This is a genomic window from Roseibaca sp. Y0-43, from assembly GCF_020667835.1.
Lineage (GTDB): Bacteria > Pseudomonadota > Alphaproteobacteria > Rhodobacterales > Rhodobacteraceae > Roseinatronobacter.
Window position 1 is genome coordinate 280,008 of the sequence record NZ_JAFMPR010000001.1, and the last position, 25,514, is coordinate 305,521.

23 protein-coding genes are annotated in these 25,514 nt (G+C 63.8%); 10 read left to right on the forward strand and 13 right to left on the reverse strand.

The genetic code is table 11. The features are described from left to right. Positions 1-57: 57 nt before the first annotated feature. From J1C52_RS01350 to J1C52_RS01360, 3 genes are all read right to left on the reverse strand, one after another. Positions 58-984, reverse strand: coding sequence for an FAD-binding protein (locus tag J1C52_RS01350; protein ID WP_227426119.1), 927 nt, complete (start codon positions 982-984; stop codon positions 58-60). Further along, complete coding sequence (locus tag J1C52_RS01355) at positions 984-1,745, reverse strand: electron transfer flavoprotein subunit beta/FixA family protein (RefSeq protein WP_227426120.1); 762 nt, start codon at positions 1,743-1,745, stop codon at positions 984-986. The genes J1C52_RS01350 and J1C52_RS01355 overlap by 1 nt, the downstream gene beginning before the upstream one ends. 105 nt (positions 1,746-1,850) lie before the next feature. Continuing rightward, a complete protein-coding gene (locus tag J1C52_RS01360) occupies positions 1,851-2,639 on the reverse strand; it encodes an enoyl-CoA hydratase (protein WP_227426121.1) in 789 nt (262 codons plus the stop codon). 69 nt (positions 2,640-2,708) lie between these two features. Here J1C52_RS01360 and J1C52_RS01365 point away from each other — a divergent pair, with 69 nt between their 5' ends. Further along, positions 2,709-3,125, forward strand: coding sequence for a PaaI family thioesterase (locus J1C52_RS01365; protein WP_227426122.1), 417 nt, complete (start codon positions 2,709-2,711; stop codon positions 3,123-3,125). Between the two features lie 3 nt (positions 3,126-3,128). Here J1C52_RS01365 and J1C52_RS01370 read toward each other — a convergent pair whose 3' ends face one another. The 5 genes from J1C52_RS01370 to J1C52_RS01390 form a co-directional block, all read right to left on the reverse strand. Beyond that, positions 3,129-3,608: a VOC family protein gene (locus J1C52_RS01370; protein WP_227426123.1), complete on the reverse strand. Its 480-nt coding sequence runs from the start codon at positions 3,606-3,608 to the stop codon at positions 3,129-3,131. A 90-nt stretch (positions 3,609-3,698) separates the two neighbouring features. Next, a complete protein-coding gene (locus J1C52_RS01375) occupies positions 3,699-4,622 on the reverse strand; it encodes a hydroxyacid dehydrogenase (RefSeq protein ID WP_227426124.1) in 924 nt (307 codons plus the stop codon). A 20-nt stretch (positions 4,623-4,642) separates the two neighbouring features. Further along, a complete protein-coding gene (locus tag J1C52_RS01380) occupies positions 4,643-5,095 on the reverse strand; it encodes a tripartite tricarboxylate transporter TctB family protein (protein WP_227426125.1) in 453 nt (150 codons plus the stop codon). Positions 5,096-5,098: 3 nt separating this feature from the next. Next, positions 5,099-6,598 carry a tripartite tricarboxylate transporter permease gene (locus J1C52_RS01385; RefSeq protein WP_227426126.1) on the reverse strand — a complete coding sequence of 500 codons (1,500 nt, stop codon included), beginning with the start codon at positions 6,596-6,598 and terminating at the stop codon, positions 5,099-5,101. Positions 6,599-6,665: 67 nt separating this feature from the next. Continuing rightward, positions 6,666-7,616 (reverse strand): Bug family tripartite tricarboxylate transporter substrate binding protein, encoded by a 951-nt coding sequence (locus tag J1C52_RS01390; RefSeq protein WP_227426127.1) that lies wholly within the window; start codon positions 7,614-7,616, stop codon positions 6,666-6,668. A gap of 124 nt (positions 7,617-7,740) precedes the next feature. On the opposite strand from J1C52_RS01390, the gene J1C52_RS01395 reads away from it, so the two are divergent. Together J1C52_RS01395 and pdeM are read left to right on the forward strand one after the other, a co-directional pair. Further along, positions 7,741-10,161, forward strand: coding sequence for a ligase-associated DNA damage response DEXH box helicase (locus J1C52_RS01395; RefSeq protein WP_227426128.1), 2,421 nt, complete (start codon positions 7,741-7,743; stop codon positions 10,159-10,161). Next, positions 10,158-10,847, forward strand: a complete 690-nt coding sequence (gene pdeM / locus J1C52_RS01400; RefSeq protein WP_227426129.1) for a ligase-associated DNA damage response endonuclease PdeM — start codon at positions 10,158-10,160, stop codon at positions 10,845-10,847. Before J1C52_RS01395 ends, pdeM begins: the two co-directional genes overlap by 4 nt. A gap of 39 nt (positions 10,848-10,886) precedes the next feature. Here pdeM and J1C52_RS01405 read toward each other — a convergent pair whose 3' ends face one another. Continuing rightward, on the reverse strand, positions 10,887-12,449 hold the full coding sequence (locus tag J1C52_RS01405) for a cisplatin damage response ATP-dependent DNA ligase (protein ID WP_227426291.1): 1,563 nt from the start codon (positions 12,447-12,449) through the stop codon (positions 10,887-10,889). Next, the gene (locus J1C52_RS01410) at positions 12,449-13,450 is read right to left on the reverse strand and encodes a ligase-associated DNA damage response exonuclease (protein WP_227426130.1); all 1,002 of its coding nucleotides are present in this window, start codon (positions 13,448-13,450) and stop codon (positions 12,449-12,451) included. The genes J1C52_RS01405 and J1C52_RS01410 overlap by 1 nt, the downstream gene beginning before the upstream one ends. Before the next feature lie 463 nt (positions 13,451-13,913). Here J1C52_RS01410 and J1C52_RS01415 point away from each other — a divergent pair, with 463 nt between their 5' ends. After that, entirely contained in the window at positions 13,914-17,555 is a 3,642-nt protein-coding gene (locus tag J1C52_RS01415) for a vitamin B12-dependent ribonucleotide reductase (RefSeq protein ID WP_227426131.1), read from the forward strand. Between the two features lie 169 nt (positions 17,556-17,724). Here J1C52_RS01415 and J1C52_RS01420 read toward each other — a convergent pair whose 3' ends face one another. Continuing rightward, complete coding sequence (locus J1C52_RS01420) at positions 17,725-18,030, reverse strand: usg protein (RefSeq protein ID WP_227426132.1); 306 nt, start codon at positions 18,028-18,030, stop codon at positions 17,725-17,727. A gap of 192 nt (positions 18,031-18,222) precedes the next feature. Here J1C52_RS01420 and gyrA point away from each other — a divergent pair, with 192 nt between their 5' ends. Genes gyrA through J1C52_RS01435 form a run of 3 tightly spaced genes read left to right on the forward strand, consistent with a single transcriptional unit; the run spans position 18,223 to position 21,700 of the window. Next, on the forward strand, positions 18,223-20,955 hold the full coding sequence (gene gyrA, locus J1C52_RS01425) for a DNA gyrase subunit A (protein WP_227426133.1): 2,733 nt from the start codon (positions 18,223-18,225) through the stop codon (positions 20,953-20,955). Continuing rightward, the gene (locus J1C52_RS01430; protein ID WP_227426134.1) at positions 20,955-21,386 is read left to right on the forward strand and encodes a DoxX family protein; all 432 of its coding nucleotides are present in this window, start codon (positions 20,955-20,957) and stop codon (positions 21,384-21,386) included. The genes gyrA and J1C52_RS01430 overlap by 1 nt, the downstream gene beginning before the upstream one ends. Then, positions 21,383-21,700, forward strand: coding sequence for a hypothetical protein (locus tag J1C52_RS01435; RefSeq protein ID WP_227426135.1), 318 nt, complete (start codon positions 21,383-21,385; stop codon positions 21,698-21,700). Before J1C52_RS01430 ends, J1C52_RS01435 begins: the two co-directional genes overlap by 4 nt. Here J1C52_RS01435 and J1C52_RS01440 read toward each other — a convergent pair. Then, positions 21,697-22,365 (reverse strand): GntR family transcriptional regulator, encoded by a 669-nt coding sequence (locus J1C52_RS01440; RefSeq protein WP_227426136.1) that lies wholly within the window; start codon positions 22,363-22,365, stop codon positions 21,697-21,699. The genes J1C52_RS01435 and J1C52_RS01440 overlap by 4 nt on opposite strands. A 164-nt stretch (positions 22,366-22,529) precedes the next feature. Between J1C52_RS01440 and J1C52_RS01445 the strand changes: the two genes are divergently transcribed. From J1C52_RS01445 to J1C52_RS01455, 3 genes are all read left to right on the forward strand, one after another. After that, a complete protein-coding gene (locus tag J1C52_RS01445) occupies positions 22,530-23,054 on the forward strand; it encodes a CoxG family protein (protein WP_227426137.1) in 525 nt (174 codons plus the stop codon). A gap of 63 nt (positions 23,055-23,117) precedes the next feature. Further along, positions 23,118-24,287 (forward strand): alpha-hydroxy acid oxidase, encoded by a 1,170-nt coding sequence (locus tag J1C52_RS01450; RefSeq protein ID WP_227426138.1) that lies wholly within the window; start codon positions 23,118-23,120, stop codon positions 24,285-24,287. A 165-nt stretch (positions 24,288-24,452) separates the two neighbouring features. Then, on the forward strand, positions 24,453-25,073 hold the full coding sequence (locus tag J1C52_RS01455; RefSeq protein ID WP_227426139.1) for a 50S ribosomal protein L25/general stress protein Ctc: 621 nt from the start codon (positions 24,453-24,455) through the stop codon (positions 25,071-25,073). A 57-nt stretch (positions 25,074-25,130) separates the two neighbouring features. Here J1C52_RS01455 and J1C52_RS01460 read toward each other — a convergent pair whose 3' ends face one another. Next, positions 25,131-25,451 carry an antibiotic biosynthesis monooxygenase family protein gene (locus J1C52_RS01460; RefSeq protein WP_227426140.1) on the reverse strand — a complete coding sequence of 107 codons (321 nt, stop codon included), beginning with the start codon at positions 25,449-25,451 and terminating at the stop codon, positions 25,131-25,133. Positions 25,452-25,514 lie beyond the last annotated feature (63 nt).

The window sequence follows — 25,514 nt, forward strand, 5'->3', positions numbered from 1 at the left end:
AAGAAATGAAAAAGGGCGCCCTGTGACGGGCGCCCTTTGATGTTCCATGTGAAGCTCTTACAGCTTCTCGGTCAGTTCCGGCACGATGGTGAACAGATCGCCCACCAGCCCGTAATCGGCGACCTGGAAGATCGGGGCTTCCTCGTCCTTGTTGATGGCGACGATGACCTTCGAGTCCTTCATCCCCGCCAAGTGCTGGATCGCACCGGAGATACCAACCGCGATATACAGGTCCGGGGCGACGACCTTGCCGGTCTGGCCCACCTGCCAATCGTTCGGCGCATAGCCCGAATCGACTGCCGCGCGCGATGCGCCCACTGCCGCACCCAACTTGTCGGCCAGCCCTTCGATGATCTTGAAATCATCTTCAGAGCCGACGCCGCGCCCGCCGGACACAACCACCTTGGCGCTGGTCAGTTCGGGACGGTCGGATTCGGCGACCTTGTCCTCGACCCATTCCGACAGGCCGGGGTTTTCAGCGGCACCGATGGTTTCCACCGGGGCGGAACCGCCCTGCCCCGCCGCGTCGAAGGTCGAGGTGCGGATGGTCATCACCTTGGTCGCGTCCGACGACTTGACGGTCTGGATGGCATTGCCCGCGTAGATCGGGCGCTCGAACGTGTCGGCATCGACAATGCCGGTCACATCCGACAGCACCATCACATCCAACAACGCGGCAACGCGCGGCAGGATGTTCTTGGCGTCGGTGGTCGAGGGCGCGACGATATGGCTGTAGCCGCCCGCAAGCGAGACGATCAGCGCCGCCGTGGGTTCGGCCAGACGGTGGCCAAGGCTTACATCCTCGGCGCACAGAACCTTGGACACGCCGTCGATACTCGCGGCTTGCGCGGCGGCATCGGCGGCTTTGGCACCGGCGCAAAGCACTGTCACATCGCCCAGTTTCTTGGCGGCGGTCGCGGCCTTGGACGTGGCGTCCATGTTCAACGCGCCATCAGTGATTTCGGCAAGAAGTAGAACAGCCATCAGATAACCCCCGCTTCATCCTTGAGTTTCGCCATCAGCTCATCGACAGAGCCGACCTTGACACCGGCGGCACGCGCGGCCGGTTCAGACGTCTTGATCACGCTCAGGCGCGGGCTGACATCGACGCCGTAATCGGCGGCGGTCTTTTCATCGAGCGGCTTTTTCTTGGCCTTCATAATATTCGGCAGCGACGCATAGCGCGGCTCGTTCAGGCGCAGATCGACGCTGACGATCGCGGGCAGCTTGACCTTGATGGTCTGCAAGCCGCCATCCACCTCGCGGGTGACGGTGGCGGTGTCGCCATCGACATTGACCTCGGACGCGAAAGTCGCCTGCGCCCAGCCGGTCAGCGCGCCCAGCATCTGGCCGGTTGCGTTCATGTCATTGTCAATCGCCTGCTTGCCGCACAGAACCATGCCCGGCTGCTCTTCGTCGATGACGGCTTTCAGAAGCTTCGCCACGGCCAGCGGTTCGATGTCGGTATGCACATCATCCGCTGCAACAATCAGGATCGCGCGGTCCGCCCCCATGGCCAGCGCGGTGCGCAGCGTTTCCTGCGCCTGCTTCACCCCGATGGACACGGCGACCACTTCGGTCACGACGCCTTTTTCCTTCAGGCGAATCGCCTCTTCGACGGCAATCTCGTCGAACGGGTTCATCGACATCTTCACATTCGCCAGATCGACACCGCTGCCATCCGCCTTCACGCGGACTTTCACGTTGTAGTCAATCACGCGCTTGACAGGCACAAGAACCTTCATAGGCGTATCTCTCCCTCACATAATCAGCTGTGTTTTAGCCGCATGACGGCGTCAGACATAGTGTAAAATCGACGCATCCCCAACCAGTGACGCCGCGTCGTGCCCTTACGCCCAGTCTGGCGCGCGTTTTTCAAGGAAGGCATTGATGCCCTCATCGGTGTCGCGCAAGAGCATGTTCTCGGCCATCACGCGGCCGGTATGGGCATAGGCATCGGCAAGGGTCATCTGCGCCTGGTCATAGAAAGCGCGCTTGCCGATGCGCACCGCTGCCGACAGTTTCGCGGCGATGGTCTGGGCCAGTTGGCGTGTCTCTGCTTGCAGCGCGTCATGCGGCACGGCGCGATTTATCAACCCCAATTCGGTGGCGCGCGCGGCGTCGATGAATTGGCCCGTGGTCAGCAATTCGAACGCCGCCTTGCGCCCGATATTGCGGGTCAGCGCGACCATGGGCGTGGAACAAAACAGCCCGATATTCACGCCATTCACGCCGAAGCGCGTGCCCTCTGCCGCAACCGCCAGGTCACAGGTGGCGACCAGCTGGCAGCCTGCGGCGGTGGCGATGCCGTGCACCTCGGCGATCACGGGCTGCGGCAGGGTCGGGATAAGCTGCATCAGCGCCCCGCAGCGCGCGAACAGGTCGTTGAAATAAGCAGCCCCGCCATCGGGCGCGGACCGGCCCGCCTGCATTTCGGCCAGATCGTGACCCGCACAAAACGCCTTGCCAGCCCCTGCGAGGATGATGACCCGCACATCCGGGTCAGCGCCAAGGGCAGTCAGACGCTCGGTCAGGGCGGCAAGCATCGCGTCGGAAAGCGCATTCAGCTTGGCGGGGCGGTTCATGACCAGCCGCGCGATCCCGTCCGTTACGTCAACCTTCAGGATTTCGTCTTCCATCCTGCCCCCCTTTGGCGTGAAACTGCCCTTTCGGGTAGCACAAGGCGGACCCATGGCAAAGGAGTTGCGATGAAAATGGACAAGGCCGCGCTGGCCGCCTTTCTGGACAGCGATTTCCCGCAGGTCAAAGACATGTTCACGGTCGAAGCAGTCGGCACGGATACGCTGACCCTGCGCATGACAAGCAGCCCCGAATTGCTGCGCCCCGGAGGCACCGTGTCCGGCCCGGCCATGTTCGCGCTGGCCGATGTCGCGGTCTATCTGACCATCCTCAGCCAGATCGGTCCCAAGGCGCTGACCGTGACCACCAATGCGAGCATGGATTTCATGCGCAAGCCCGCAGCCGGGGTAGACCTGCTGTGCGAGACGCGGCTTCTGAAGCTTGGCCGCGCGCTGGCTGTGGCGGATGCGCTGATCTTCAGCGAGGGCGACGCGCGCCCCGTGGCGCGCGCCTCGCTGACCTATTCGATCCCGCCGAAGGGCTAGCGGCTAGCCCGCCTCTGCCAGAAGCGCGCGCAGATCAAACGCGGCATTGCCCATTTTCAGGCTGCCATCGGCCCCGCGCGGCCAGTCCTGTTCCGGCTTGTCCCAGTAGATCTCTATCCCGTTGCCGTCCGGGTCTTCGAAATAGACCGCAAGCGACACGCCGTGATCGGCATAACCCTGCAATTGCACGCCCGCATCCAGCGCGCGCTTGGTGGCCACGGCCAGAGCCTGCCGCGTGGGGTAGAGAAGCGCGACATGGTAAAGCCCGGTATGATGGGGCGCGGGCGGCGTGCCGCCTTTGCTATGCCATGTATTCAGCCCGATATGGTGGTGATAGCCGCCCCAAGACAGAAACGCGGCCTGATCGCCGTAGCGCTGCACAAGGTCCATGCCCATCACGTCGCGCCAAAAGGCGATGGCGCGGTCTAGATCGGCGACTTTCAGGTGGGTATGCCCGATGCAGGGTTTGGTCATCATGTCCATGGCTGGCCTCTGGTCTGGTTGCCACCAACACATGACGCCACCCGCACCCTTACGCAATTGGGGACGCGCGCACATCGGCTGTGCAACCGGCTACCCGGTCAGCGCCCCATCGACATTTCGCGCGGTGATCCAGCTGATGCGGGTGTTCGATTCGACCGTCACACCGGCGATATGCGGGGTCGCGATCAGGTTCGGCGCTGTCGCAAGCGCGCTGCCTGCGCCCAACGGCTCTGCCGCGAAAACATCCACCGCGGCACCGGCCAGATGGCCCGATTGCAGCGCTTGGGCCAAGGCCGCTTCGTCCACGATATGCCCGCGCGCGGTATTTATTAGCACCGCCCCCGGTTTCATCCGCGCCAAGCGGTCAGCCCCGAACAACCCGCGCGTGGCGTCGGTCAGCGGCACATGCAGGCTGAGCGCGTCGGCATGGGCGACCAGCGCATCCAGATCGTCGAACCGTGCGACCCCGTCCCAAGCGGGCGCGTCAGCAGGCAGGTAGGGGTCATAGGTGGCAATCGTCATGCCCAAGGCCCGCGCGCGCATCGCGGTGGCCTGTGCAATCGCGCCAAAGCCCACAAGGCCAAGGGTCGCGCCCTCGACCTCGAGCCCCATCATGCGCTGGCGCGGCCATGCGCCCGACAGCACATCGGCGCTGCCCAGCCACGCGCCCCGGCGCAGCACCATGACAGCCGTAATGACGTATTCCGCGACAGAAGTGACATTGCCGCCCGTGGCCGGAAAAACCGCCACCCCGCGCGCCTTGGCGGTTTCGGTGTCGATATTGTCCAAGCCCACGCCCAAGCGGCCAATGGCGCGCAGGCCGGGGGCGGCCTCCATCAGCGCGGCATCCACCTGCGTGCGGTTGCGCACGATCAAGGCACCCGCATCGGCGCAGGCGCTGCGCAGGCGGGCCGGGTCATCGACCAGCGAGGGGTCGTATGTCACCTCGTGGCGCGCGGCCAGCCAGTCGACCGCCGGTTCGTCCATGAATTCGGAAATGACAACGCGGGCCATCGGGGTTCCTTCGGGTCTTGTTACAGCCAGGGCGCGCGGAAGGGCCGGATACCTAGCACTTCGGAAAACACCCAGAAAAAGCCGCCGACCACGACCAGCGCCACCGCGACCGCGATCAGGTAGTCCTTCGACGCAAGCGGGCCTGCGCGGCGTTTCATGGCCAGCGCCAGCGCGGCGAACAAGGGCACAGAGGTGGTGACGAACCCCACGTAGCGGATACCCACCCACCACAGCACCATCACCCCGATGCCGATCAACACCGACCCGCCCCCTTCCAAATTAAGGGTCGAAGGCTCTCCGGCCAGCAGCCCGCGCGCGACAAGGGCCACCGAGATCACTGTCAGGATGACCAGCACGGTATTGGGAAAGACCGCGCTCAGAAAGCCGACCTGCCCCCGGTTCAGGAAGAACAGTGCCGCGAGCGCAAGGCCGAAGAGGCCGCTCAGCAATTCGGTGTTCAGCCGGATGCGCATGGTCTACTCCCGTTTCCGTGTGCGTTTGGGCCATGCTGTCCAGCCGATGACCGCCACGGTCAGCACGATCAGGATCTGGCTGAGCGTGTTTTCCAATAGCCGCAATTGCGGAATATCCATCGCCATGCCGCCCAGAATGGTCTGCACATAGCCTTGTTCGGCAATCGTGCCCAGGATCAGGCCCAGCACGATGGGCGCGGCATCCAGCCCCAGCCCGCGAATGACAAACCCCACCATGCCAAGACCCAGCATCAGCGCCACATCGACAAGGTTGTTGCGCAGCGCGTAGGTGCCAAGCATGGTGATGACCAGAATGGTCGGCACCAAAAAGTAATGCGGCGTGCGCTTGATGACCTGGTAGATCAGCCGCCCGCCCAGCAAGCCCACCGGGATCAGCATCAGCGCGGCAAGGCCCATCGATATGATGAAGCCATTGGCCAGAACCCCCGTTTCGGCAAACAGGTCCAGACCGGGCCGCAGACCGTGCAGCAGCATCACGCCAAGGATGACCGCATCGGGCGGCGCACCGGGAATGCCCAGCGTCAGCAGCGGCACCATAGACCCCGCGACCATCACGTTATTGCTGGATTCGGACGCGACCAGCCCTTCCGGGTTGCCCTTGCCGAAACTGTCGGGGTCGTCGGACCCGCGCTTGGCCTCGTTATAGGCCACGAGCGAGGTGATGGACCCGCCCGCGCCCGGAATGATCGCGATGATCTGGCCGATCAGGCAGGACCGGATCAGATTCACGGGCTTGCTCAGCACGGTGGTCATTGCCGCGCCAAAACGAAAGCCGCTATTGCCCAGCCCGGTGTCGGCATCCAGCGCGGCGCGGCCTTGGCGCATCATGTTAAGAAGTTCGGGGATCACGAACAGCCCGATCAGCGCGACAATCAGCGAGATCCCGGCCTGCAATGGTGGCCAGCCGAAAGTGAAGCGCGATTCGCCGCCGATGGGCGAAATGCCGATCGTGCCGATCAGCAACCCGATTGCGCCGCCCAATAGCCCTTTCAGCACCGATCCTGTCCCCAAAGACCCGATCAGCGTCAGGCCAAGGATGGCGACCCAGAACATCTCTGACGGGCCGAATTTCAGCGCCAGTTGCGCCAGCGGCGGCGCGGCCACCAGCAAGAACAGAACGCCCACAACACCGCCAATGACCGAGGCAATCGTTGCGATGCTGATCGCCTCCAGCGCGCGGCCCTGCTTGGCCATCGGATGGCCGTCGAAGGTCGTGGCAATCGAGGACGGCGTGCCGGGCGTGTTTATCAAGATCGCGGTGAATGCCCCGCCATAGATGGTGCCCATGTAGACGGCGCCAAGGGCAACCAGCCCTTCGAGCGCGTCCATGGTGAAGGTGAAGGGCAGCATGAGCGCCAGCGCCATCGTGGCCGTCAGCCCCGGCAGCGCGCCGACAAACAGCCCCGCCGTGACCCCCAGCAGCACGATCAGCAGCATATGCGGTTGCAACACGGCCAAGGCCGCCGCGATCAGGACATCCATGATCGTTCCCTACGGGTTGAAGTTCCGACAGACCCCCGGCGGGCTGAACCCACCGGGGACAAGGCGATTATTGCGTCAGGAAATCACCATACTGGTCGCGCAGGCGCGCCAGCAGGTCGATGGCGGCCTGACCGCGAATATCGGTCATCTGGAAGCCCATCGGCACCTGCCGCTCTGCCATGGTGGTGTTCATTTCGGTGAACAGGTTGGCCAGCATCTCGATCCGCTCGGGCGGGGTGCCCTTGGGCGCTGCCACACCGCGATAGGTGCCGCCGACAATATCATAGCCCAGCTCGCGGAAGGTGGGCGTGTCCGGCAGCACGTCCAGACGTTCCTCGGATGCCACGGCCAGCACGCGCACATCGTCGCCCATCTGCACGCCGAGCGTAGAGTTCGAGATCACCGCGCCCACATGACCACCCAGAATGGCGGCGGGCAACGGCCCGGTGCCGGTAAAGGGAATATAGGTCACATCCGCTTCGGTCAGCTGCTCCATCCGCAGCGTTTCCAGGTGGTTGCCAGAGAAGGTGCCAGACCCGCCCACGGTCAGCGATTGCGGGTTTTCCTTGGCGAAGTTGACAAGGTCGTCAAGCGACTGGAAGGGGCTGTCGGCACGCACTACCAGCACATGCGGGGTGAAGTGGAACCACGTGATGATATCGAACCCTTCGGTCGTATAGCCCGCGTCCGTGCGCTGGATGGGCTGGCCGACGATATGCGGCAGGTTGATGCCGATAATCTCATGCCCGTCGGGTTCGGCATTGCCTTGGAATTCGGCCCAAGCGACCGCGCCGCCACCACCCGGCTGGTGGCGCACATTGACGGACACGCCCAGCGCTTCTTCCATCATGGGTTCCTGCATCCGCGCGGTGATGTCGGATTCGCCGCCCGGATTGAACGGAATGATGTATTCGATCGCCCGGCTTGGAAAATCCTGCGCGACTGCGGGCACGGCAAGGGCCAAGCCGGCAACAGCGCCCAAAAGGCTGGCAAAAGGTGTCAGTTTGGTCTTTGTCATTGTCCATCCTCCCTAGTGATGTGGGCAAAGCCTAACAGGGCAAATTACACATGTATACTATAAAGTTTATACATTGCGCCCCGCGCTTCCCCTGCCCGGCACGTGCCCTATCTCGCGGCAGGATATGACGCAGACACTTCCCACCGTCCTGACCGATTGGTTTCACGCGCAAGGCTGGCAGCCCCACCGCCACCAGCTGGAGATGCTGCGCGCCCCCGGCCATGCGCTGCTGATCGCACCCACCGGCGGCGGCAAGACATTGGCGGGCTTCCTGCCCACCTTGGCCGATGCCTGCACCGGCACGATGGGCGACGGGATGCACACGCTCTACGTCTCGCCGCTGAAGGCGCTGACGCATGACATTGCGCGCAATCTGTCGCGGCCCGTGGCCGAGCTGGGGCTAAAGCTACGCATAGAGGACCGCACGGGCGATACCGCAGCCGCCCGCCGCGCCCGCCAACGCGTAGACCCGCCGCATGTGCTGCTGACCACACCCGAAAGCCTTGCGCTGATGCTATCCTACCCCGAAGCGCCGCGAATCTTTGCAGGGCTAAAGCGCGTGGTGATCGACGAGATCCACGCACTGGCCGAATCCAAACGCGGCGACCAACTGGCGTTGGGGCTGTCGCGGCTTATGACCCTTGCGCCGGGGCTGCGCATGGCGGGCCTGTCGGCCACGGTCGAAAACCCGGCGGCGCTGGCGCAATTCATGGGCGGGGCAGAGGTGGTTCTGGCCGATCCCGGCCCGCCCCCCGATATTGCCATGCTGCCCACCACCGCCACGCCCCCATGGTCGGGCGCAGGTGGTGCCTATGCCGCGCGCGATGTGCTGGCCGCGATCCGCGATGCCCGCCTGACGCTGGTTTTCATCAACACCCGTGCGCAGGCAGAGGTGTTTTTTCAGGCGCTCTGGGCCGTGAATGACGAGAACCTGCCCATTGGCCTGCACCATGGCAGCCTGTCGCGCGACGCCCGCCACAAGGTCGAGGCCGCGATGGCACAAGGCGCGCTGCGCGCCGTGGTGGCGACCGGATCGCTTGATCTGGGGCTGGACTGGGGCGATGTCGATCTGGTCATCCAGATCGGCGCGCCCAAGAACATCAAGCGGCTGGTCCAGCGCATCGGCCGCGCGAACCATCGGTTCGACGCGCCGTCACGCGCCCGCATCGTGCCCGCGAACCGCTTTGAGGTGCTGGAATGCGTGGCCGCGCTGCAAGCGGTGCAGGCAGGAGAGCTTGACGGCGATGGCCTACCCCCGGTCGGCGGCTTGGATGTGCTGTGCCAACACATCCTGACGCTGGCTTGCGCCGGACCGTTCAAGGCCGAAACGCTGTTCCATGAAATCCGCCGCGCGGGCCCCTATGCGGGCCTGAGCCGCGCGCAATTCGACGATTGTCTGGATTTCGTCGCAACCGGCGGCTACGCGCTGCGCGCCTATGACCGCTGGCAACGGCTGATGGAACGGGGTGGCCAATGGCAGCTCCGTGACCCGCGCGCGGCGCGCGACATCCGCATGAATATCGGCACCATCGTCGCGCCCGAACTTCTGTCGGTCCGCCGTGGCCCGCGCGGCGGCGCGCCGTTGGGAGAGATCGAGGAAAGCTTCGCCGCCAGCCTGTCGCCCGGCGACACCTTCCTGATCGGCGGGCAAACCGTGCGCTATGACCGCCTGCGCGACATGGTGGTCGAGGTTACACCCCAGCCCACCCGAGAGCCAAAGATCGCCGTGTTCAACGGGTTGAAAATGGCCACCTCGACCGAACTTTCGGCCCGTGTGCTGGACCTGATCGGCGACCGCGCCGCTTGGGACACTCTGCCCGCGCATACCGCCGAATGGCTGGCCCTTCAGGCAGAGGTCGCAACTCTGCCCACCCCCGGCACCATGACCTGCGAGACCTTCCTGCGCGGCGGGCGGTGGTATTTCGCGCTCTATTCATTCGCCGGGCGCAATGCCAACCAGACACTGGGGCTGTTGCTGACACACCGCATGGAACAGGCGGGCCTCGCCCCCTTGGGCTTTGTCGCCACCGATTACGCGCTCCTCATCTGGTCGCTCGAGCCGGTGCGCGACCCCGCGCCGCTTCTGGACCCAGACGGCCTGCGTGACGGGATGGAAACGTGGCTTGCCGAGAATGCCGTGATGAAACGCACCTTCCGCGCGGTCGCGACCATCTCCGGCCTGCTGCAACGTAACCTGCCGGGACAACGCAAATCCGGCAAACAAGCCACGTTTTCCAGCGATATCCTCTATGACACGCTGCGCAAATTCGACCCCGACCACCTGCTCTTGCGCATCACCAGGCAGGAATCCCTGCGCGGGCTGGCCGATTTCGGCCGGATAGAGGAAATGCTGCGCGCGCGGCCCCATATCGTGCATTCCCTGCCGCCGCATGTCACACCTTTTGCAGCCCCCCTCATGCTGGAAGCGGGCCGCATTCCCATACGCGGGGCAGGCTCCGAGCGCCTGCTCGACGAGGAAGCCGCCCGCATGATGGCAGAGGCGGGCTTGCAGATGGATGACGATCGCGCCAAAACCGGCGCATGACCGCGTTCACCTTCCACGGCCATGCTTTCACCGCGCTACCCTCGGGCGCGCTGCATTGGCCTGCGCAAGACGCGCTTCTCGTGGCCGACCTGCATCTAGGCAAATCCGAACGCACGGCCCGGCGCGGCGGCCCCCTGCTGCCACCTTACGAGGTTCAGGCAACACTCACCCGCTTGACTGACGACCTGCGCGCCACCGGGGCGCGCTGCCTGATCGCGCTGGGTGACAGTTTCGACGATGACGCCGCGCAAACCGCGCTGCCGCCTGCCGCGCAAACCCTTCTGGACCAGATCGCGGCGCGGCAGGAAACGCTCTGGATCAGCGGCAACCATGACCCGAAATCGCAAGCCGTGGCAGAGATCACGCTGCATGGCCTGACCCTGCGCCATATCGCGGCCCCGCCCGGCCCCGACATATCGGGCCACTACCACCCCAAACTCACGCTGGCGGGCCGCCGCCTGCCTGCCTTCCTGGTCGGCGCGCAACATCTGATCCTGCCGGCCTACGGCGCGTATACCGGCGGGCTCGATGCCGGTCATCCGGCGCTGGCCACCCTTATCCCCGATGGCTGCGCCATTCTCACTGGCAAACGCACGCGCATGGTGCCACTGCCGCGTGGTTCATCCTTGCATAAATATCCTGGGGGGCGAGCGCGGCAGCGCTCGGGGGGCAACGCCCCCCAATAACAAAAATTGCCGTGCGCGCGGAACGCGCGCTCCGCTGAATCACTCAGGCAGGAACGCGCGCAAACTCGCAAGCGTGTCGGCCTCGGACGCTGGCTTGTCGAACCTGATGCGCGAGATGCGCGGGAACCGCATCGCGACGCCCGACTTGTGGCGCGGTGACAGGTTCAACCCCTCAAAAGCCACCTCTACCACCATATTGGGTGCCACCGCACGCACCGGTCCGAACCGCTCGATCGTGTTGCCGCGCACGAACCGGGCCAGCTCTTTCAATTCGGCATCGGTAAAGCCGAAATAGGCCTTGCCCACCGGCACCAGCGCATCGCCGTCCCAGACGCCGAAGGTGAAATCGCTGTAATAGCCAGAGCGTTTGCCATGCCCGCGTTGGGCGTAAAGCAGCACGGCATCGACCAGCATAGGGTCGCGCTTCCACTTGAACCAATGCCCCTTGATGCGCCCGCCCAAATAGGGGCTGTCGCGGTGCTTTATCATCACCCCCTCGATCACCGCCTCGGGCGGGTCGGCGCGCAGGCGGGCCAGATCGTCCCATGTCGTGAAAGCTAGCAGCGCAGAGATGTCCACCCGCACCGGGTCCAGAACCGCCACAGCCTGCTCCAAGGCCGCGCGGCGGGTGTCAAATGGCTGGCTGCGCAAATCCTGCCCCTGCCACAGAAGCAAGTCATAGGCGCGCAGCGCCGCCGGGTGGCTGGCTTGCAGCTTGGCGCTGGGGGCTTTGCGGCCAAGCCGGGTTTGCAGATCGTTGAAAGGCGCGACGTGATCGCCCCGGCGCACCAGCAATTCGCCGTCGATCACCCCGTCGAAATCAAGCGCGGCCAACAGGTCGGGGAATGCGCCAGAAATATCGTCGCCCGTGCGGGAATACAGCCGCCTCGTGCCATGGTCCGAAACGGCTTGCACGCGAATGCCGTCCCATTTCCATTCGGCGATGAACTGCGCGGGGTCCAGATCGGCGAGGGCCGTTGCATCGGTGGGCGTGGACAGCATCACCGGTCGGAACGGCGCGCGCGCGGCAGAGACGGGTTTCGCGCCCCCTTCGGCCCAAGCAAAGAGGTCGGCATAGGGCGGTTTCAGCCCGTGCCAGAGCTCCTCGACCTCTGCCAGCGCCAGCCCGCCGAAATCGGCCACCGCCTGCCGCGCCAAGCGGGCCGACACGCCCACCCGCAGGCCGCCCGTGGCCAGCTTCAGATAGGCATAGCGTTGCGACGGGCCAAGCGCATCCAGCCGTGCCGCGATCGCCTGTGGCAGCCGGGTTTTCGGCGTCTCGCGCAGTTCCGCCACCAGCTCAGACAAGGCCACCTCTGGCCCCGGCACCGCATCGGGCCAGGCCAGCGCGATGGTTTCGGCCAGATCGCCCACGAAATCGTAGCTGATCGCGAAAAGTTCCGGGTCCAGCCGGTCACTCGCCAGCCCGCGCAGCATAGACGGCGTGACCGCCCTGAGCCCCAGATCGTCCGTCAGCGCCGCCAGCGCCAGCCCGCGCTCGGGATCGGGTTGGGCGGCGAAGAACTGGCGCAAATGGTCCAGCTTGCGCAAGCGCTGGGGGGTGAAGGCCAACCGCTCGAGCAAGTCCGCAAACGCGCCGATCATTCCGGTTCATCCTCGTATCCGACCAGCCGCAAGGGCTTTGCGGCCCGCCCCTGCATGGCGCACCAGCGCAAGATCGCATCCTCGCGGCCATGCGTGACCCATGTCTCTGCCGGGTTCAACTCGGTGATGGTCGCGGTCAGTTCCGGCCAATCGACATGGTCCGATATGACCAGCGGCAGTTCCACCCCCCGCTGCCGCGCCCGCGCGCGCACCATCATCCAGCCGCTGGCGAAACAGATAACCGGGTCGGGGAAGCGTTGTGCCCATGTCGCGGCAAAGGCCGATGGCGGCGCGATGATGATCGTGCCCGCGAAATCGCCCTTATTGCCGCGCGCCACCGTGGCCGGGCGCAACTCGCCCAAGGGCACCCCTTGTGACAAGTGATAGTCGCAGAGCTTTTGCAACGCGCCGTGAATATAGATCGGCGCGTCATAGCCTGCTTGGCGCAACAGCATGATAACGCGTTGTGCCTTGCCCAGCGCATAAGCGCCCACCAAATGCGCGCGATCGGGGAAGGCCGCGACAGATGCCAGCAATTTGCCGATTTCCAACGCCGGGTCGGGGTGGCGAAAGACCGGCAGGGCAAAGGTCGCCTCTGTCACGAAGATGTCGCAGGGCACAGCTTCCCAAGGCGCGCAGGCAGGGTTCGGCGTGCGGGCATAGTCGCCCGTCACCACCACGCTTGGCCCTGCACTTTTCACCTTGATCTGGGCAGAGCCAAGCACATGCCCCGCCGGGTGAAAGCTGACAGTCGAATCTCCGATTCGCATCCGCCCCTCGGCGACCTGCCTTGTTTGGCAAAACCCCTCGCCATAGCGCAGCGCCATGATGTCGAGCGTCTGCGCCGTGGCCAGCACCGCGCCATGGCCCGCGCGCGCATGATCGGCATGGCCATGCGTGACAAGCGCCCGCGCGACGGGGCGCAGCGGGTCGATGTAGAAATCCCCCGCCGGGCAATACAAGCCCTCGGGCCGGGTGATGAGCGGTGTGTCGGCCATGGCCCCCTGCACCTGACTTGGGTTCTGATGAAGAGAGTAGCACGCAAGTCCGCCACGCCCAGATATTGTGCGAATGTGGCCTTCGCACCACCACCACGGGCGTTTGTGCAGCAACGCAACAGGCAGGGTGCAGGGCAAGGCATGGAAAATCCTGAGTCTTTCCAACACCCTGCACGGGGCCATGGGCGTCAAGCGAAAATAGCTTCACGGAACCGTAATTTTTCCGTTGACGCGCCCCGCCGAAATACGTCAGTTTGTGTGCAGTCAGCACGGTGCCCACTACATCTAGTAAGCGACGCGAAGCGCAGATGGGTATCGGGACAGGGATCGAACATCACGGAAACCAGCCTGTGCGACCGCGCGGGATGCCTGCATTCAGCAGCCGATGGCGCGTGCCCTGTTCAGCCGACATTCGACCGCGCCCCACGGGCGCAAGATTAACGCAGTCAGGGGCGACAGGCACATGAAGATCGAACGGCATTTCACCACGGCATCGGCGGACGCATACGCGGCGCTGGAATTTACCACGACCGTCTCGGAAATTCGCAACCCCGACGGCACGGTCGTCTTCCGCAATGACGCGGTCGAAGTGCCCAAGGGCTGGAGCCAGGTCGCCAGCGACGTGATCGCGCAGAAATACTTCCGCAAGGCGGGTGTGCCCGCCCGCCTGAAGCCCGTCGCCGAAGATGGCGTGCCGCAGTTCCTGTGGCGGTCCGAGGCCGACACCGACGCGCTGGCAGAGTTGCCCGAGGACGAGCGCTATGTCGGCGAATCAAGCGCGAAGCAGGTGTTCGATCGCTTGGCCGGCGCATGGTGCTACTGGGGCTGGAAAGGCGGCTATTTCGCCACCGAAGAAGACGCCCGCGCCTATTTCGACGAGATGCGCTTCATGCTAGCCGCGCAAATGGCCGCGCCCAACAGCCCTCAGTGGTTCAACACCGGGCTGCATTGGGCGTATGGCATCGACGGCCCGAGCCAAGGTCACTTCTATGTCGACCCGTTCACCCACAAGCTGGTGAAATCGAAATCCAGCTATGAACATCCGCAGCCTCATGCCTGCTTCATCCAGTCTGTCTCGGATGATCTGGTCAATGACGGCGGCATCATGGATCTTTGGGTGCGCGAGGCGCGCCTGTTCAAGTATGGCTCCGGCACCGGGACCAATTTCAGCTCACTGCGTGGTGAAGGTGAGAAACTGTCGGGCGGCGGTAAATCCTCCGGGTTGATGGGCTTCCTGAAAATCGGGGATCGTGCCGCTGGCGCGATCAAGTCGGGCGGGACCACGCGCCGCGCGGCAAAGATGGTCATTTGCGATATGGACCATCCCGATATCGAGGAATTCATCAACTGGAAGGTGATCGAAGAACAAAAGGTCGCCTCTCTTGTTGCCGGCTCCAAACTGCACGAAGCGCGCCTGAACGATATTTTCGGCGCGATCCGGGCATGGGATGGCAGCACGGAGGATGCCGTCGACCCGGCAAAGAACCCCAGCCTGAAAGCCGCGATCAAGGCCGCGAAGAAAGCCATGATCCCGGAAACCTATACCGCGCGCGTTCTGCAATATGCGCGCCAAGGCTATGACAGCATCGAATTCCCGACCTATGACACCGACTGGGATTCGGAAGCCTATGTCACCGTGTCGGGCCAGAACTCGAACAACTCGGTGCGCGTGACCGACGCTTTCTTGCAGGCGGTCAAGGATGATGCCGATTGGGAATTGCTGCGCCGCACCGATGGCAAGGTCGCCAAGACCGTCAAGGCGCGCGAGCTGTGGGACCAGGTTGGTCATGCCGCATGGGCCTGCGCCGATCCCGGCATCCAGTTCCATGACACGGTGAATGCGTGGCACACCTGCCCCGCCGATGGTGCGATCCGCGGTTCGAACCCCTGCTCGGAATACATGTTCCTCGATGACACGGCCTGCAACCTTGCGTCGATGAACCTGCTGAAATTCTACGACGGCACGCGCTTCGACGCAGAGGCGTATATGCACGCCTCGCGCCTGTGGACGATCACGCTGGAGATCAGCGTCATGATGGCCCAATTCCCGTCGAAAGAGATCGCGCAGCGGTCCTATGAGTTCCGCACGCTGGGTCTGGGCTATGCCAATATCGGCGGTCTGCTGATGAATATGGGCTATGGCTATGACAGCCGCGAGGGCCGCGCGCTGACCGGCGCGCTGACCGCTATCATGACCGGCGTCAGCTATGCGACCTCGGCCGAGATGGCGGCAGAACTGGGCGCTTTCCCCGGCTACAAGAAAAACGCCGACCACATGCTGCGCGTGATCCGCAACCATCGCCGCGCGGCGCATGGGGCAACCGATTATGAGGGCGTGAACGTCGCCCCCGTGGCACTCGACGCAGAGGGCTGCCCCGACGCGCGTCTGGTCGATCTGGCCCGCGCGGCTTGGGACGAGGCGCTGTCCTTGGGCGAGGAGCACGGCTACCGTAACGCCCAAGCCACCGTCATCGCGCCCACCGGCACCATCGGTCTGGTCATGGATTGCGACACCACCGGCATCGAGCCCGACTTCGCGCTGGTGAAGTTCAAGAAACTGGCCGGGGGTGGTTATTTCAAGATCATCAACCAGTCGGTGCCCGCTGGTCTGCGCAAGCTGGACTACAAGGAATCGGAAATTGCCGAGATCATCGCCTATGCCGTCGGCCATGGCAGCCTTGGCCAAGCACCCGGCATCAACCACACCAGCCTGATCGGCCACGGATTTGGTGAGGCAGAGATCAAGAAGATCGAAGCCGCCCTCCCCTCGGCCTTCGACATTCGCTTCGTGTTCAACCAGTGGACGCTGGGCGAGGAATTCTGCCGCGAGACGCTGGGCATTCCGGCGGCAGAACTGAACGATCCCAGCTTCGACCTGCTGCGCCATCTGGGCTTTACCAAGGCACAGATCGAGGCCGCCAATGACCATGTCTGCGGCACGATGACGGTGGAAGGTGCCCCGCATCTGAAACCCGAGCATCTGGGCGTGTTCGATTGCGCCAACCCCTGCGGTAAAAAGGGCAAGCGTTTCTTGTCGGTGGACAGCCATATCCACATGATGGCAGCGGCGCAGAGCTTCATCTCGGGCGCGATTTCCAAGACGATCAACATGCCGAACTCGGCCACGATCGAGGAAACGCTGGCGGCCTACGAACTGTCTTGGTCGCTGGGCATCAAGGCGAACGCGCTTTACCGCGACGGGTCGAAACTGTCGCAGCCTCTGGCCGCTGCGCTGATCGAGGATGACGAGGAAGCGGAAGAAATCCTTGAAAGCGGCTCGACGCAGGAAAAGGCCAAGGTTCTGGCCGAGAAGATCGTCGAGAAGGTCATCATCAAGGAAATCGTCCGCTCGAACCGCGAGAAGCTGCCGGAACGCCGCAAGGGCTACACCCAGAAGGCGGTTGTCGGTGGGCACAAGGTCTATCTGCGCACGGGCGAATACGAAGACGGCAAGCTGGGCGAGATCTTCATCGACATGCACAAGGAAGGCGCTGGCTTCCGTGCGATGATGAACAACTTCGCCATCGCGGTCTCGGTCGGCCTGCAATACGGTGTGCCGCTGGAAGAGTTCGTCGATGCCTTCACCTTCACCCGGTTTGAACCAGCGGGCATGGTGCAGGGCAATGACAGCATCAAGAACGCGACGTCCATTCTGGACTACATCTTCCGCGAACTGGCGGTCAGCTACCTGGACCGCACCGATCTGGCGCATGTGAAGCCCTCGGGCACCGCGTTCGACGATCTGGGCGCGGGCGAGAATGAAGGGCGCAACATTGCCGAGCCGTCGGATGACGCGGCCTCGCGGTCGTTGGAAGTGCTGCGCCAGATCTCGTCCACCGGGTATCTGCGCAAGCGCCTGCCGCAGGAACTGACGGTGCTGCAAGGCGGTCAAGCGACGGGGTTTGCTTCCGATGGGTCGGCTGCCGTGGCCTACCAGACCCGCGAGGTCGAAAGCGTGACCGTCACCTCGATGGACGCCCGCACCAAGGCCAAGATGCAGGGCTACGAGGGCGACCCGTGCGGCGAATGCGGCAACTACACGCTGGTGCGCAATGGGACTTGCATGAAGTGCAACACCTGCGGCGGGACGAGCGGGTGTAGCTAAGCGACCTCCAAGTCAAACTTGAAAACCCGGCCGTCTTGGCCGGGTTTTTCTTTGCGTGCAGCCTTTGGAAAGCGTCAACCCGCGTCCGACCGAGGGGGGCGTGGGGAACCCGCGCCCGCCTAGGGGCGGGCGGTCGCGGGTTGTCGCGCTTAGGCGCGACTATGGCGCATTACTGCAACCGCAACCGCAAATCCCGCGCGCGGCGGCCGCCGATTTCGAACTCTCCCACCACATGCCGCCACTCGCCCGCCGCCAGCCGCTTGCGGTGCGAGAACCGCACCGAATGCAGCGGGCCGTCGATCTTTTCGTGCCAGAATTCGATGAACTGGAACAGGCGCGGATAGTCGGGGGCCAGATCATACTCCTGCCACAGAAACGTGTTCAGCACATGGGTATGGTCGGGCATTCGGTAGATCATTTCCGCCGTGGTCAGCCCGTAGCCTTTCAGCATCAGTTCGGTGGGGGATGCGGTCATTGTCAGCCTCTTGCAATCACTGATGAAAAAATGATGCCAAAGGAAATATAATTTTCAATGAAAACATATTGTTAGCCACCTGCGCCCGTGACTGCCAAAATGGCCGGGCGCGGGCCATTGCACCCCATATCGTGCATCTGATACTGTGCCCCCAACCAGATATTGATTGCCCGAACAGATAAAGAGGGTCCAGTGAGCGACACGCCCGAAACCCCTGAAAACACTGACGAAATGCCGCCTGCGGCCCCCAGCGGCCCGACCATCTCGATCGAGCAGGAGATGCGCACGTCGTATCTTGACTACGCGATGAGCGTGATTGTCAGCCGCGCGATCCCCGATCTGCGCGACGGGTTAAAACCTGTGCATCGGCGCATTCTTTACGCAATGCACGAATCCGGCAACAGCCATGACAAGCCCTATCGCAAATCCGCCCGCCCGGTGGGCGACGTGATGGGCAAGTATCACCCGCATGGCGACAGCGCGATCTATGACGCGCTGGTGCGCATGGCGCAGCCGTTTTCCATGTCGCTGAAGCTGCTGGATGGGCAAGGCAATTTCGGCTCCATGGATGGCGATAACCCGGCGGCCATGCGCTACACCGAAGTGCGCATGGACAAGGCTGCGCAATCGCTTCTGGCCGATATCGACAAGGACACGGTCAATTTTCAGGACAATTACGACGGGCGCGACCGTGAACCGACCGTTCTGCCCGCGCGCTTCCCGAACATGCTGGTCAATGGCGCGGGCGGGATTGCCGTGGGTATGGCCACGAATATTCCGCCGCACAATTTGGGCGAAGTGGTCGATGCCACTCTGGCCCTGATCGAGAACCCCGACCTGACCAGTTCCGACCTGATGGAGTATGTCCCCGCCCCCGATTTCCCGACGGGCGCGCTGATCCTCGGTCGCTCCGGCGCGCGCAAGGCGTATCTGGAAGGGCGCGGGTCGGTCATCATCCGCGCGAAAACCCATGTCGAGGAAATCCGCAAGGACCGCTACGCCATCATCGTGGATGAGATCCCCTACCAGGTGAACAAATCGACCATGGTTGAGAAGATCGCCGAGGCTGTGCGCGACAAGCGGATCGAAGGGATTTCGGGTGTCGCCGACGAATCCGACCGCGTGGGTGTGCGCGTCGTGATCGAGCTGAAGCGCGACGCCACGCCCGAAGTGGTCCTGAACCAGCTCTTCCGTTTCACGCCCATGCAGACCAGTTTCGGCTGCAACATGCTGGCGCTGAACGGGGGCCGCCCCGAGCAGTTGACGCTGCGTGATTTCCTGACCGCCTTCATCACCTTCCGCGAAGAGGTCGTCACCCGCCGCACCGCGTTCGAGTTGAACAAGGCGCGCGAGCGCAGCCATATCCTGTGCGGTCTGGCCGTGGCCGTGTCGAATGTGGACGAGGTTGTCGCCACCATCCGCGCTTCGGCCGACCCGGCGGAAGCGCGCGAGAAGCTGATGACGCGGCGCTGGCCTGCGGGCGATATCGCCCAGTATATCCGGCTGATCGACGACCCCAGCCACACCATGAATGACGATGGCACCTATAACCTGTCCGAAACGCAGGCCCGCGCCATTCTGGAATTGCGCCTGCAACGCCTGACCGCGATGGGCGTGAAGGAAGTGACGGACGAGCTGGAAGCCCTCGCCGCCAAGATCAAGGACTATCTCGACATCCTGCGGTCGCGCGCGCGGGTGATGAGCATCATCTCGGACGAGTTGACCGAAGTGCGCGAGGCTTTCGCCGTGCCGCGCCGCACCGAGATCGTCGACTGGTCCGGCGATATGGACGACGAAGACCTGATCGAGCGCGAGGATATGGTCGTGACCATCACCTCTGGCGGCTATATCAAGCGCACGCCCTTGGCCGATTTCCGCGCCCAGCGCCGGGGCGGCAAGGGGCTGTCGGGCATGGCGACCAAGGATGATGATGTTGTCACAACGCTGTTCGTGGCCAATACCCACACGCAGCTTCTGTTCTTCACCACCGATGGCATGGTCTACAAGCTGAAGACATGGCGCCTGCCCTTGGCGGGCCGCAATGCGCGCGGCAAGGCGATGGTCAATATCCTGCCCATTGCCAATGGTGTCAGCATTGCCGCCATTCTGCCGGTCGACCGCCCGGAAGAGGAATGGGAAGATTTGCAAATCGTCTTCGCGACCTCGGCGGGCGATGTGCGGCGCAACGCGCTGTCGGATTTCACCAATGTCATGCGCAATGGCAAAATCGCCATGAAGCTGCCCGAGGGCGTGACGCTGGTGAATGCGCGCATCTGCGACGAGAATGACGACGTGATGCTTGTCACCTCTTCCGGGCGCGCCATCCGCTTCCCGACCACCGATGTGCGTGTCTTCAAAGGGCGCGATTCCACGGGCGTGCGCGGCGTGAAACTGGGCGAGGAGGACAGCGTCGTCTCCATGGCCGTGATCCGCCATTTCGAGACGACACCCGAGGAGCGCGAGGCGTTCATCCGCCAGCGCCGCCTGATCGCGGGCGTGACCGAGGATGACACGGACGAGCCAGATGAAACCGTTGAAGCGGGCCAGCTTTCGACCGAACGTTATGCTGAAATGTCCGCTGCCGAAGACCTGCTGCTGACGATCACAGCGAATGGCTTGGGCAAGCTGACCTCCAGCCACGACTACCGCATCACCACGCGCGGCGGGCAAGGTGTGGGCGCAACCGACAAGGCCATGCGCGGCGGCGCGCTGGTCGCGCTCTTCCCGGTCGAGATGTCGGATCAGGTCATTCTGGCCACGTCCAAGGGCCAGTCCATCCGCGTGCCCGTCGAAGGTATCCGCTTCCTGCGCCGCACCGGCGGGGGGGTGAAGGTCTTCAACACCGGCGCGGGCGAACAGGTCGTGTCAGTCGCGCGCATTGTCGAGGCCGAAGAGGACGACACCCCAGAGGCCGGGGAAAGCTGATGCCCCCGGCCGACAGCGGCATAGCCGTCCGCTTGGCCGAACGGTTCGACGCGCCACTGTCGCTGGCGGCGCGGGTGCTGATGGCGGTGCTGTTCCTGTTGGCGGGGCTGTCGAATGCGGGCGATGTGCGCGGCTTTGCCGAAACGCTCGCCGCGGACGGGGTGCCCATCGTGCTGGGCGGGCTGGTGTTCTGGTTCCTGATCCTGTCGGGCCTGTTCCTGATCCTTGGCGTTTTGACCCGCCCCACGGCACTGGCCATGGCGGGCTTCAGCCTGCTGTCGGGGCTGTTGGCCTATAGCGATCTGGCGCAACCCACCGACATGGTCATGCTGCTGAAGAACATCGCGCTGACCGGCGGGTATCTGATGCTGGCGCTGCACGGCCCCGGCCGCTGGTCCATAGACGCGTGGCGCACCAAGTTCGACACATGATCCCCAAGCTGGAAGAGGCACTTGCCACGCTGGCCAAGGATCGCTGCACAACGACCTATGGCGCCTTGGCAGCACAGCTTGGGCTGATAGGGCCGGGTCGCATCGCGCGGCTGACCAGCGCGCTGGAAGGGCTGATGGAGCAGGACAGCGCCAAGGGCCAAGCGCTGCGCGCGGCCTTGGTCACTGGGCGCGCCAGCAACGGCCTGCCCGCACGCGGCTTTTTCGACAAGGCGCGCGCGCTGGGTCACGATGTCGATGACCCGGCCGCGTTCCATCACCGCCAGATCGCCGCGCTTTTCGACAGCACATCCTAGTTTTGCAGATGCTTCAGCCCTTGCGTCACATCGGTGCGAATGGCCAGCCGCAAGGCCGCGTCATCGCCCGCGCGCAGCGCTTCCAGAATATGCCTGTGATAGGGCGGCGGCGTCGTGCGGCGCAGCCGGGTATACAGCACGCGCATCGTCGGCCCCAATTGCAGCCAGACCGTTTCCAGCAGCCCAAGGATCGCAGGGCTTTGCGCGCGCAGGTACAGCGTGCGGTGAAATTCCAGGTTGGTGCGAATGTAGTTCACCGGGTCGTGCAGGTTGACCGCGCGCGCGTTCGACTCGTTGATCGCCTCCATGCGGTCGATCAGCGCCAGATGCGCGCGCCGCAAGGCACGGCTGCCCAGTTCCGGCTCCAGCAGGGCGCGGATTTGCGCCAGTTCCTCGATCCGGTCATTGCTCAGTTCCGGCGTGGTCACGCGTCCAGAGGCCGACAGCGTCAGCGCCCCTTCGGCCGACAAGCGCCGCACCGCTTCGCGCGCGGGTGTCATGCTGACCTCGAACGCCTTGCCGATGCCACGCAGCGTCAGCGCATGCCCCGGCGGCAATTCGCCATGCATGATCTGCTGGCGCAGCCCCCGATACACCCGGTCATGCGCCGCCTGAACCGGGGCGTCGGGCTGGGCAGAGGGCAATCGGGTCAGCGTATCGGGCATGACGCACTGTGATCACATTTGCCCGAACCAGTCAATCGACCCTGTAGCGCTCGGCCCCATCGCACTTGGCCCCATGACACCTTGGTCCATGCGACGAAAGCCTCGGTCGCACCCGCGCCGCCGATCGCCTAAGCTGCACCACATATCCGAAGGGGAGGCAGATCATGGAACTGACCGAAGACCGCATCATCGACGCGCCGCGCGACACTGTCTGGGCCGCCCTGTTCGACCCGGAGGTGCTGAAAGCCTGCGTGCCCGGCTGCCAGGAATTGACGGGCTCTGCCGAGGAGGGGTTCGACGCCGTGGTCGTGCAAAAGGTCGGCCCGGTCAAGGCGACCTTCAAGGGCAGCGTCAGCATGACCGATGTGATCGCGGGCGAAAGCTGCACGCTTGTGGGCGAAGGCAAGGGCGGGGCCGCGGGCTTTGCCAAGGGCGAGGCGCGGGTGTCACTGGCCGATGGCGATGGCGGCACCACCAAGCTAAGCTACGTGGTCGAGGCCAAGGTCGGCGGCAAACTGGCCCAGCTTGGCAGCCGCATTGTCGATGGCTTCGCGCGCAAGATGGCGCAGGATTTCTTTACCCGGTTTCAGGAACAGGTGGAACCGCCCAAACCCGAGGACGACACCGCCGACGCCGCGCCCGAAGACGCGCCCAAGAAGGGCTGGCTGAAGCGGACCTTCTCGTCCTGACGCCAGACTTGCCTGACAGCCCGCTTATCGGTAAAGATTTCTTACCAATCAGCGGAGGCCGCCATGCCCGTCATCACCAATATCGAAGATCTGCGCCGCATTTATGAACGCCGCACGCCGCGCATGTTCTACGATTACGCGGAATCGGGCAGCTGGACCGAACAGACCTTTCGCGAAAATACCTCCGACTTTCGCCATATCCGGCTGAAGCAGCGCGTCGCGGTCGATATGGACAACCGCTCGACCAAAACACAGATGATCGGCGAAGACGTGTCCATGCCGGTGGCGCTGGCACCCGTGGGCCTGACAGGGATGCAATCGGCGGATGGCGAGATCAAGGCCGCCCGCGCCGCCGAGAAATTCGGCGTGCCCTTTACCCTCTCGACCATGTCCATCTGCTCTATCGAGGATGTGGCCGAAAACACGACCAAACCCTTCTGGTTCCAGGTCTACACGCTGAAAGACGACGATTTCATGCGTCGCCTGTTCGACCGCGCCCGCGCGGCGAATTGTTCGGCCATCGTGGTGACGGTCGACCTGCAAGTGCTGGGCCAGCGGCATAAAGACCTGAAAAACGGTCTGTCCGCCCCGCCCAAGCTGACGGTGAAATCCGTGGCCAACATGATGACCAAGGTGCAATGGGGCCTCGGGATGCTGGGCACCAAGCGGCGGTTTTTCGGCAATATCGTGGGCCATGCCAAAGGGGTGAGCGATCCGTCGTCGCTGGCCACCTGGACGGCAGAGGCTTTTGATGTCTCGCTCGATTGGGACCGCATCGCCGAGTTCAAGAAATGGTGGGGCGGCAAGCTGATCGTCAAGGGCATCATGGATGCCGAGGATGCCCGCCGCGCGGCTGACATCGGGGCCGACGCGATCATCGTCTCGAACCACGGGGGCCGCCAGCTGGACGGCGCGGTCAGCTCTATCCGCGCGCTGCCCGCGATCATCGACGCCGTGGGCGACCGGATGGAAGTGCATTTCGACAGCGGTATCCGGTCGGGGCAGGACGTGCTCAAGGCCGTCGCGCTTGGGGCGAAGGGCACCTATATCGGTCGCGCCTTCACCTATGGCTTGGGCGCGATGGGCGAAGCGGGCGTGACCCGCGCGCTCGAAGTCATCCACAAGGAACTGGACGTGACCATGGCGCTGTGCGGCGAAACCGATATCCGCAATGTCGGCCCGCATATGCTCTATGTGCCGCAGGGCTTCGGCGACCCGACCGTGCCGCTTTGATTTCATCCTTGTAAAAATATCCTCCGGGGGTGAATTGCGCCGAAGGCGCAAGAGGGGGCTGGACAAGCCCCCTTCCCTTCCCCCCGAATCTGCCCTATAGCGAACCCACTCGCGGCCCGCACCCTTGGAGGCGGGCCGTTTCATATGTCATAAGGAACCACAGCAATGGCAAAAGAGATCCCGGATCTTGTAGCCGAGGCACGCGCGGGGACAGGCAAGGGGGCCGCCCGCCAAGCTCGTCGTGAGCATAAAGTGCCCGGTATCGTTTACGGCGGCGGCATCGACCCGCAGCCGATCAACTTCAACTACCACTACCTGATCGCCAAGCTGAAAGCCGGGCGTTTCCTGTCCACGCTCTTCAACCTGAAGGTCGAAGGTCAGGAAGATGTGCGCGTAATCTGCCGTGGCGTGCAGCGCGACGTGGTCAAGGGTCTGCCGACCCATGTCGACCTGATGCGCCTGCGTCGCACCAGCCGCATCAACCTGTTCATCCATGTCGACTTCATCAACGCCGAAAAATGCGTTGGCCTGAAGCGCGGCGGCACGCTGACCATCGTGCGCCCCGAGGTGGAACTGAACGTGCTGGCGGGCGAGATCCCCGAGCAGCTGGTCATCGACCTGACCAACTTCAAGATCGGCGACACGATCACCATTTCCGACGTCACGCTGCCCGAAGGCACGAAGCCGACGATCGACCGCGACTTCGTGATCGCGAATATCGCGGCACCGCGTGCCCTGGCCGCGGCTGACGACGAAGAAGAAACCGAAGCAGCTGCCGAAGAATAATCGGCACGCGTTTCAGGCTTTGCGCGGGGCGCCCCTGTCGGGCGCCCCGTTTGCGTGTCAGCCCTCGGCCCGGATGCATTGGACCGAGTCGTAGAATTCCAGCTCTGGCGGCCCAAGATAAATGCTCCCGTGGTCGCGCACGCCCTTGTGCGAGCCGCGGAAATTCTGCGACCGCGCCCAGCCCTCGAACGCCGCCTTGTCGCGCCACAGCGTATGGGACAGGTAGATCGTGGCCTCGTCCGTGCTTGCCCCCTTGAACAGGTGGAATTCCACGAAGCCGTCCATCTCTGGCAGCTTGCTTTCGCGGTTCTGCCAGATTGCCTCGAACGCCTCTTCCTGTCCGGGTGCGACCTTGAAACGGTTGATTGTCAGATACATGCGCTGGTCCTTTCGCTTTGCGCATAGGTAAGACCGGCGGCGCGCCGCCTCAAGCGCGGCTTG

Bases quoted from the DNA above. Each gene is read 5' to 3' on its own strand.
- J1C52_RS01415 (WP_227426131.1), top strand. From the start codon at position 13,914: ATGAAGATCGAACGGCATTTCACCACGGCATCGGCGGACGCATACGCG.
- J1C52_RS01420 (WP_227426132.1), bottom strand. From the start codon at position 18,030: ATGACCGCATCCCCCACCGAACTGATGCTGAAAGGCTACGGGCTGACC.
- J1C52_RS01350 (WP_227426119.1), bottom strand. From the start codon at position 984: ATGGCTGTTCTACTTCTTGCCGAAATCACTGATGGCGCGTTGAACATG.
- J1C52_RS01435 (WP_227426135.1), top strand. From the start codon at position 21,383: ATGATCCCCAAGCTGGAAGAGGCACTTGCCACGCTGGCCAAGGATCGC.
- J1C52_RS01450 (WP_227426138.1), top strand. From the start codon at position 23,118: ATGCCCGTCATCACCAATATCGAAGATCTGCGCCGCATTTATGAACGC.
- J1C52_RS01385 (WP_227426126.1), bottom strand. From the start codon at position 6,598: ATGGATGTCCTGATCGCGGCGGCCTTGGCCGTGTTGCAACCGCATATG.
- J1C52_RS01455 (WP_227426139.1), top strand. From the start codon at position 24,453: ATGGCAAAAGAGATCCCGGATCTTGTAGCCGAGGCACGCGCGGGGACA.
- J1C52_RS01430 (WP_227426134.1), top strand. From the start codon at position 20,955: ATGCCCCCGGCCGACAGCGGCATAGCCGTCCGCTTGGCCGAACGGTTC.
- J1C52_RS01390 (WP_227426127.1), bottom strand. From the start codon at position 7,616: ATGACAAAGACCAAACTGACACCTTTTGCCAGCCTTTTGGGCGCTGTT.
- pdeM (WP_227426129.1), top strand. From the start codon at position 10,158: ATGACCGCGTTCACCTTCCACGGCCATGCTTTCACCGCGCTACCCTCG.
- J1C52_RS01410 (WP_227426130.1), bottom strand. From the start codon at position 13,450: ATGGCCGACACACCGCTCATCACCCGGCCCGAGGGCTTGTATTGCCCG.
- J1C52_RS01460 (WP_227426140.1), bottom strand. From the start codon at position 25,451: ATGTATCTGACAATCAACCGTTTCAAGGTCGCACCCGGACAGGAAGAG.
- J1C52_RS01355 (WP_227426120.1), bottom strand. From the start codon at position 1,745: ATGAAGGTTCTTGTGCCTGTCAAGCGCGTGATTGACTACAACGTGAAA.
- J1C52_RS01360 (WP_227426121.1), bottom strand. From the start codon at position 2,639: ATGGAAGACGAAATCCTGAAGGTTGACGTAACGGACGGGATCGCGCGG.
- J1C52_RS01375 (WP_227426124.1), bottom strand. From the start codon at position 4,622: ATGGCCCGCGTTGTCATTTCCGAATTCATGGACGAACCGGCGGTCGAC.
- J1C52_RS01365 (WP_227426122.1), top strand. From the start codon at position 2,709: ATGAAAATGGACAAGGCCGCGCTGGCCGCCTTTCTGGACAGCGATTTC.
- J1C52_RS01380 (WP_227426125.1), bottom strand. From the start codon at position 5,095: ATGCGCATCCGGCTGAACACCGAATTGCTGAGCGGCCTCTTCGGCCTT.
- J1C52_RS01395 (WP_227426128.1), top strand. From the start codon at position 7,741: ATGACGCAGACACTTCCCACCGTCCTGACCGATTGGTTTCACGCGCAA.
- J1C52_RS01440 (WP_227426136.1), bottom strand. From the start codon at position 22,365: ATGCCCGATACGCTGACCCGATTGCCCTCTGCCCAGCCCGACGCCCCG.
- J1C52_RS01445 (WP_227426137.1), top strand. From the start codon at position 22,530: ATGGAACTGACCGAAGACCGCATCATCGACGCGCCGCGCGACACTGTC.
- J1C52_RS01370 (WP_227426123.1), bottom strand. From the start codon at position 3,608: ATGGACATGATGACCAAACCCTGCATCGGGCATACCCACCTGAAAGTC.